The organism is Nitratireductor sp. XY-223 (assembly GCF_004959855.1).
In the GTDB taxonomy this organism is placed as follows: Bacteria; Pseudomonadota; Alphaproteobacteria; order Rhizobiales; family Rhizobiaceae; genus Hoeflea_A.
In genome coordinates, this window is the sequence record NZ_SPNT01000050.1 from 1 (window position 1) to 2,540 (window position 2,540).

Here is a 2,540-nt window from a genome sequence, read left to right on the forward strand (position 1 = left end):
GCGCTCACGGCGCCAACCAGGACAAGCGCGCCGCGATAGCGCACAAGAACCGAGCGCGGGTTCGCATTCTCGATGCTCAAGGCAAATCTCCGCCTCCGTATGCCGGGCCGCCGCGACCCGACCCCTCAGCCGCCGAGAAAGTCGAAATCGGAATCGGTAAGAGCCGCCGCATCCACGCCTTCCAGCAAGATGCTGTCGTCGTCACCGTAGCCGGTGATCACCGCATGTTTGTGTCCGGAGATGACGACCGTCTCGGCCAGGCGGGCGATTTCGGCGTCATCCAGGTTCCTGATGGTCAGGTCGGAGAACTTCAGGCCGCCCTTGATGACGAGGATGTCCTTCCCGTCCTCGAAGTCGAAGATGATGTCGTTCCCGTCCCCCGCGCCGAACACGAACCGGTCGGCGCCGTCGGCGCCGCGGCCGTAGCCTTTCCAGGTGCTGTTGCCGCCCCAGAGCCGGTCGTCGCCCCTGCCGCCCTCGATCGTGTCGGCGCCGTCGTCGCCGTCGCCGAGCCGGTTGCCGCCCCAGATCTTGTCGTCGCCGTCCCCACCGTTGATCGTGTCGTCGCCATCGTCGCCGCCGCCCTCATTGTTGCCGCCCCAGATCCAGTCGATGTCATCACCGCCGTGGATCGTGTCATCGCCATCGTCGCCGCCGCCCTTATTGTTGCCGCCCCAGATCCGGTTGGCGCCGCCGCCGCCCACGATCGTGTCGTTGCCGTCGTCGCCGTCGCCGTTACTGTTGCCGCCGACGATCCAGTCCCAGCTGTCGCCGCTCCGGATGGTGTCGTCGCCGTCGTCGCCGTCGCCGTAATAGTTGCCGCCGACGAGCCAGTTTTGTTTGCTGCGGTCTCCGCCTCCTTGGATGGTGTCGTTGCCGTCGTCGCCGTCGCCGTGATAGTTGCCGCCGAAGAGCCTGCAGAAGCCGTCTCCGCTTCCGTGGATGGTGTCGCCGCCGTCGTCGCCGCCGCCTTTGTAGTTTCCGCCCCAGATCCGGTCGCCGTAGCCGCCGTAGAGGGTGTCGTCGCCGTCGTCGCCGTCGCCGTAATAGTTGCCGCCCCAGATCCAGTCGCCGCCGCCGTAGATACCGCCGTCGTAGGTACTGCTGTCGCCGCCTCCGTGGATGGTGTCGCCGCCGCCGCCGCCGTAGAGCCTGCAGCCGCCGATGCCGTAAAGCGTGTCGTTGCCGTCGCCGCCATAAAGGCTCTCGGCGTGGGTCGTGGCGCGGAGCGTGACGCCGTCGGGGAAGTCGAAATCGGCATCGGTAAGGTCCGACGCGGACACGCCTTCCAGCGTGATGCTGGCGTTGTCCCCGTAGCCGGTGATCACCGCATGGCCTTTTGCGTTGTCCGTGATGGTCAGGTCGGAGAACTTCAATCTGCCCTTGATGAGGATTGTGTCCGTCCCGTCCTCGAAATCGTGGATGGTGTCGGTCCCCTCCCCTGCGACGAACACGAACCGGTCGTCGCCGTCCCCGCCATAAAGGTGGTCGTCGCCGTCCCCGCCATAAAGGTGGTCGTCGCCGTCCCCGCCATAAAGGTGGTCGTCGCCGTCCCCGCCATAAAGGTGGTCGTCGCCGTCCCCGCCGTGGAGCGTGTCGTCGCCCGATGTGCCGCGCTTGGATTGCGGCACCGGCAGCACGAAGTCGTCCTCGCCGAGCGTTGCCGCCGTCACGCCCGCCAGCCGGATGCTGTCGCCGACGCCATAGCGGACGACGGCATCGGGGCCGTACTGCCGGATGTCCAGCCCCGCGAACCCGCCGAAAAACCCGTCGATGCGGATCGTGTCGCCGTCCCCGAAGTCGTGGATGGTGTCGGCACCGTCCCCTGCCGCGAACACGAAGGTGTCGTCGCCGCCGCCGCCCTTCAGGTCGTCGTCGCCCCTGCCACCGCGGATGGTGTCGTCGCCGCCGCCGCCGTCGATCCACTCGACGCCGTCCCCGCCGTCAATCGTGTCGTCGCCGCCGCCGCCCCAGATATGGTCGTCGCCGTCGTCGCCGTCAATCGTGTCGTCACCGCCGTCGCCATAAAGGTGGTCCGTGCCGTCCCCGCCATGAAGGGTGTCGTCGCCGTCGCCGCCAAAAAGGTAGTCATCGCCGCTGTCTCTGCCGGAGCCGTCCCCGCCATAAAGCGTATCGTTGCCGTCCATACCATGAAGTCTGTCATTGCCGCCGCCGCCGTAAAGCGTATCGTCGTCGGTTTCCTCCGGCTTTCCGTAATAGTAGTAACGGTCTCCGACACGCTCTCCACCGGGGTAGTATGACTCTATGCCGGGAAGGTAAACGGTATAAAGTTCCCTGTTGCCATAAAGGGTGTCGTCGCCGTCGCCGCCGTGCAGCGTGTCGTCACCGTCGTCGCCATGAAGGCTGTCATTGCCGCCCTCGCCATGAAGCGTGTCGTCGCCCTTGCCGCCATGAAGGGTGTCGTCGCCGTCGCCGCCGTAAAGGTGGTCCTTGCCGTCCCCGCCTTTAAGGCTGTCGTCGCCCGATGTGCCGCGCTGCGTCTTGAAGTCCGGCGCCTGCTGCTGCGTACCAGCGGGTGA

At 66.5% G+C, this 2,540-nt stretch carries 1 pseudogene; it reads right to left on the minus strand.

Annotated elements, in window-relative coordinates:
• Window positions 1-125: 125 nt before the first annotated feature.
• Window positions 126-2,540, minus strand: a pseudogene (locus E4M07_RS29980) (calcium-binding protein); the annotation flags it as partial.